Source organism: Finegoldia sp., from assembly GCF_046991905.1.
Taxonomy (GTDB): Bacteria; Bacillota; Clostridia; order Tissierellales; family Peptoniphilaceae; genus Finegoldia.
In genome coordinates this window covers 1-4783 of the sequence record NZ_JBKWZF010000095.1, presented here as the reverse complement: position 1 = coordinate 4783, position 4783 = coordinate 1, and the positions used below count along the sequence as shown (strand labels likewise).

The following is a 4783-nucleotide window of genomic DNA, read 5'->3' as shown; positions in this document are numbered from 1 at the left end:
GTAGTAAATCTCATTTTCCCTGTCCAGTTCTTTTCCAACAGTTGCAGCCACAATGTTTGCTCCTCCATATCCAAAGGACGGACCAACAATACAAATTTTCATAAACGTTACCTCTTTATTATTCTAATTAACAGATTTTTTACATACAAAAACTCATTAGATTTGCAAAAAGTGATAATATATAAAAATAATCCAATACAACACGCGATCACTGTTTTCAAAATAAGACCTGTGAAACCATTAAAGTCAAAAAAAGTTTGACTATAAAAAACAACAGCAATAGATACACACAAAGGAATTATATATTTGATAACTTGTACGATATAAACTGTTAGTTTTTCTTTTAATCCATATTTAAAAATATAATAAGCTTCTATCCACATCACATATCCAAAAGACGAAGCTATTGTACCCAAAAGAACTCCATTTATACCTAGATTGAAAACTGCTAACAAGATTAGCGATACTACCAAGTTTATGGTTGCTTCAATTACAGATTTCCATCTTTGAATCCAATATAATCCGAAGGAATCAATAAATACAAAATTTGTATTCCTAAACATTTGAATGACTAAGTTTATAATAATTAACGCAACAGTTAAAGATGGGAGTATATATTTTTCTCCTATCCACCAATCAATAAATGGATTCAACACAGATACAAGAATTAACGTAGCAAAGTATATCATAGTATAATTCACAAATAAATGGCGTTTAAATAATTCTAGTGCCTGCTTCTTATCTGCTGTAACAATATAATTTCCTATACTCGCAGTAATAGAATTTGTAACTTGCTTACATAAATTTTGAACATTATTAATAATCATTGTGTAGTTAGAATAATAACCTACCGCTGCAAGGCCTACGAAGCTAGAAATGAGTATACTATCAGTTCCCATTACTATTACTCCACCTATTTTGGAGCTCATGTTTCCGACTACATTTTTTTTTATTTCCTTTATTTTCTCTTTACCTAGTTTTTTGGGCTCGGCCTTTTTCAGAAATTTATAGTCTTTATCTACTTTATAAGAAATAGCAAAATTCCCAAACAACGTAAAAACTAACTGCACGAGCAGGTATAATGTAAAACTCCCGTAATGCAGAAGCAAATAGATTTGAAAAATGTTACTGATAAAAAGAAAAATGAAATCATTGATGTTAACTAAATAGGACCTTTGATTAGCAATCAGTAAAGACCTCTTATATGTAAAGAAATAACTTAACACTGAATTACCTAAGAACAATATATAATACCAGACAAATCCCTCTTTTGAACTCAAATCAGCAGAAAAAAAATGTAGAAAAGGGATTAATGCTAAACCAATAATGGCTACTGCAAGCCCAATATAATGATATGCTTTCTTGTACAGCACCATTAATGCTTGTATCTCATTCTGATCATTATTTGCGATAGGCTTGTACATAGAATATACGATTGAAGTTCCAACGCCTAGCTCTGCTAAAGATAGTAAACTCAAGACATTGGAAAATAAACCATTTATACCTAAATAAGTAACACCTAAAACTCTAATAAAATAAGTTCGAACTACGAATTGCATTACCAATTTCAAAAAGAATACAATCGTTGAAATCGATGAGTTCATCATTGAATAATATAGTCTTGATTTTTGCATATAAACCTCTATCTATTCATTTTTTTTATTGATCCATTTATTCTGAATCATAGAAGGTATTTTGTAAAGTTTTAAACTAATCATTAATAGAGACATAGAAATTTTTCGATTTCTAGTAAATATCTGATTTTTCATAATGAACCTGTAGTTTGATTTCAGGTAATTCACGATAATCCTAGTTTCCGAAACTATATTTTCCATGTTTGCATTTACAATCTTATCCAAAACTAAAAAATTAGCAAAACATACTCGTTGGTGGGCAGCTTCATCAATTTCTTTTGAGCGTCCTAATACTGCTTGTTCGTTTTGTTCCCATGCTGTAATATACTCAAGATGCTTTTTTGAAAAAATTTGGCTGGTTATACTATCATCTCGATGGTAATAATAATATTTCTGTCTTGTATCTACTACCACTTTTTCACATTGATCAAGAATCCCTACGATAGTAAATGAATCTTCATGATACTTTCCAAGCGGGTACCTCAAATCAGAAAAAATTTTTTTACTATAAAGCTTATTAACTGCATGATCTGAAATTTGGTTGCCATGAAAAATCAAAACTGTAGCCTCATCACGATTAAGAATTAAGTACTTCTCCGGTTTTACTTCTAACTCTTTTCCTTCATATACATGATATATCCCACAAATAGATAGATCTGCCCCTTCTCTTATAATATTATTGTAAAGAAGTTCATACATATCCTCGGCGATATAATCATCACTATCAACAAAACCTAAAAATTTTCCTTGAGCAACTTCAATTCCTGCATTTCTTGCACTACTCAATCCACCGTTCTCTTTATGGATTACCCTGACACGAGTATCCTCTTTAGCATATTGGTCACAAATAGCTCCAGAATCATCCGGCGACCCATCGTCAACTAAAATCAATTCAAAATCTTTAAAAGTTTGATTTAATATAGAATCTACACATTTATTTAAATATTTCTCTACGTTATATACTGGAACAATAATACTTATTTCACACATTAGACTCGCTCGCTTCTGATTAATTCAACTGTATTTTTTAATGCTTCATTTAAAGCAAATAATGGTTTCCATCCAAGAGATGTAATTCTATCTGAAGCTAAGACTGCTCGACTAGCTTTTGAAAAACCTTTGCGCTCTTCCTCGTCAGGTAAATCAAAAATAACTTTTTTCTGATTTATACTTGCTAATTTCTGCGCTAAGTCTTTAAGGTGCAAATCAAATTCTGGGACAGCAATATTATAGGCTTCTCCATTTTCTCCATTCACCATCAAATAAAGCAAACTATATACGATATCCCCAACATAGGCATATGAAAAATACTGATTACCTTCACTCTTCAAAACAATATCTTCATTATTCACTGTGTTAAGAATAAATTGCGAAGATGCCTTTGAATCATTCAACAACATTGTAGGCCCAAAGGTACGACAAATACGTGGAATAACAATATCTAAATCATGCTTAGCAATGTATGCTTGACACAGACTCTCACTAGCACGCTTTCCCTCTGGATAACCTGCTCTTAAAGTATTGCAATCGATGTAGCCACAGTAATCTTCAGTAAATTTCTCTACGTCTCCTCTATTTTCACCATAAATTTCAACTGTTGAAAGAAAGACAATTCTTTTTGGATTAGTATTAACTGCAAAATCTAAAACCTGCTGCGTTCCCATCAAATTAGTCATAATAGTTCCAATAGGATCCGTTGCATAGGCTCTAGGATGTGTGTTACTAGCTCCATGAAAAATATAATCCACTTTATCATCTAATGATATTGGTTGAGTAACATCAGCTTCTATCATATGAAAAAAATTAGAATTTAGATACATTGAAAATCTCGATTTTAAACGTTCAAGACTTCTTCCCATTGCAAAAACATGAATATTTGCATTTAATTTCTCATTTCTTCTCATTAAAATATCTATCATATACGAACCAATCATACCCGTTGCTCCGATAATCAAAAATGAGTGGTTATCAATCTTATTCCAGTCATTTTTTGCATGGTTAATTCTGTCTAATTCAGAACGATAGATTTCATTTTCTAGTAACACACTTCCACCTCTAGTCCTTCATCTTTAAATAAGCTTTAAAGAGCTCTAAATCATCTTGAGTTGTTAACTTAATATTCTTATCAGAACCTGCTGCAAAATATAATGTTTCTCCTAACTCAACCATCATAGTATTTGTATAAGAAGAATCAGTCATTCCTATATCTTCCTTTATAGCCTTATCATAAGCCCAGCTAAGTTTTCCAAACTGATACGCTTGCGGAGTGGAAACCCTTCGTAACGTATTTCGATCTATATATTGCTTAGTTGTTTCTTCAGTATCCTTTAAAAAAATTTGCTCGTTATATGGAAGAGATGTCACACCATTTCCATGTTCCTGACATTTAACAATTACGTCTGACAATACAATTTCATCCACTAATGGACGAATACCATCGTGAATAATAATTGTATCGTTTTCGTCAGAGTATTCTTTGAGAAATTGAACACCATTATTGATAGATTCTTGCCCCTTCAATCCTCCAGGAATAATCCACTGAACTTTTTTCAGTCCGTATTCCTTAATATAGCCCCATAGCGTTTCTTCCCAACCCGATTTACAAACTACTAAAACGCGATCTACTAAAGGATGGTGTTCGAATGATTCTAATGTATAAATAATGATTGGCTTCCCATCAATGGTAATAAATTGTTTAGGAATATCTTGCCCCATTCTTTTTCCAACACCGCCGGCAATAATTAATGCTGTAATCACTTATTTATCCTCCTTGTTAGTCAAATAGTAGATACCTTTGTATTTTTTATATGAGATATCTGGGTCAATAAAAACTGAATCGTGAACAGAAACCTGTTTATCTTTTGGCGGACGCTCCATGTAATTACCAAAAGTTTTTTTTAGGTAACGATCATAACCTATTGGAACAGGCATCATTCTATCTTCAAATGGTTTCTCAATGCTAGCAGAGAAATCTTCTGCATGATAGATATTCCCCATGTATCTAGGCCCCACACAAAGCTCTGTAACAAAAGGCGTTTCGACGTCTTCATACTTCATCATCTGTTTTTCTGCATACTTCCAAATACGAAAGCGAGCTTTAGAACCTGGGATGATTTTTAATAAAACTCTACTACCAGTAGCAACTAAAC

The 4783-nt window shown here is 32.2% G+C and carries 5 protein-coding genes; all 5 read right to left on the bottom strand.

The annotated features are described in order from the left end of the window. Positions 1–107: 107 nt before the first annotated feature. Positions 108–1634: a lipopolysaccharide biosynthesis protein gene (locus ACLUJM_RS12950; RefSeq protein ID WP_207487116.1), complete on the bottom strand. Its 1527-nt coding sequence runs from the start codon at positions 1632–1634 to the stop codon at positions 108–110. Between the two features lie 12 nt (positions 1635–1646). Further along, positions 1647–2624 (bottom strand): glycosyltransferase family 2 protein, encoded by a 978-nt coding sequence (locus ACLUJM_RS12945; protein ID WP_207487114.1) that lies wholly within the window; start codon positions 2622–2624, stop codon positions 1647–1649. Then, the gene (locus ACLUJM_RS12940; RefSeq protein ID WP_376712742.1) at positions 2624–3679 is read right to left on the bottom strand and encodes an NAD-dependent epimerase/dehydratase family protein; all 1056 of its coding nucleotides are present in this window, start codon (positions 3677–3679) and stop codon (positions 2624–2626) included. The genes ACLUJM_RS12945 and ACLUJM_RS12940 overlap by 1 nt, the downstream gene beginning before the upstream one ends. 10 nt (positions 3680–3689) lie before the next feature. After that, positions 3690–4391, bottom strand: a complete 702-nt coding sequence (locus tag ACLUJM_RS12935) for an IspD/TarI family cytidylyltransferase (RefSeq protein WP_144325097.1) — start codon at positions 4389–4391, stop codon at positions 3690–3692. Then, positions 4392–4783: LicD family protein (locus ACLUJM_RS12930; protein ID WP_412412997.1), on the bottom strand; the 392-nt coding region annotated here is incomplete at its 5' end.

Bases quoted from the DNA above. Each gene is read 5' to 3' on its own strand.
- ACLUJM_RS12945 (WP_207487114.1), bottom strand. From the start codon at position 2,624: ATGTGTGAAATAAGTATTATTGTTCCAGTATATAACGTAGAGAAATAT.
- ACLUJM_RS12950 (WP_207487116.1), bottom strand. From the start codon at position 1,634: ATGCAAAAATCAAGACTATATTATTCAATGATGAACTCATCGATTTCA.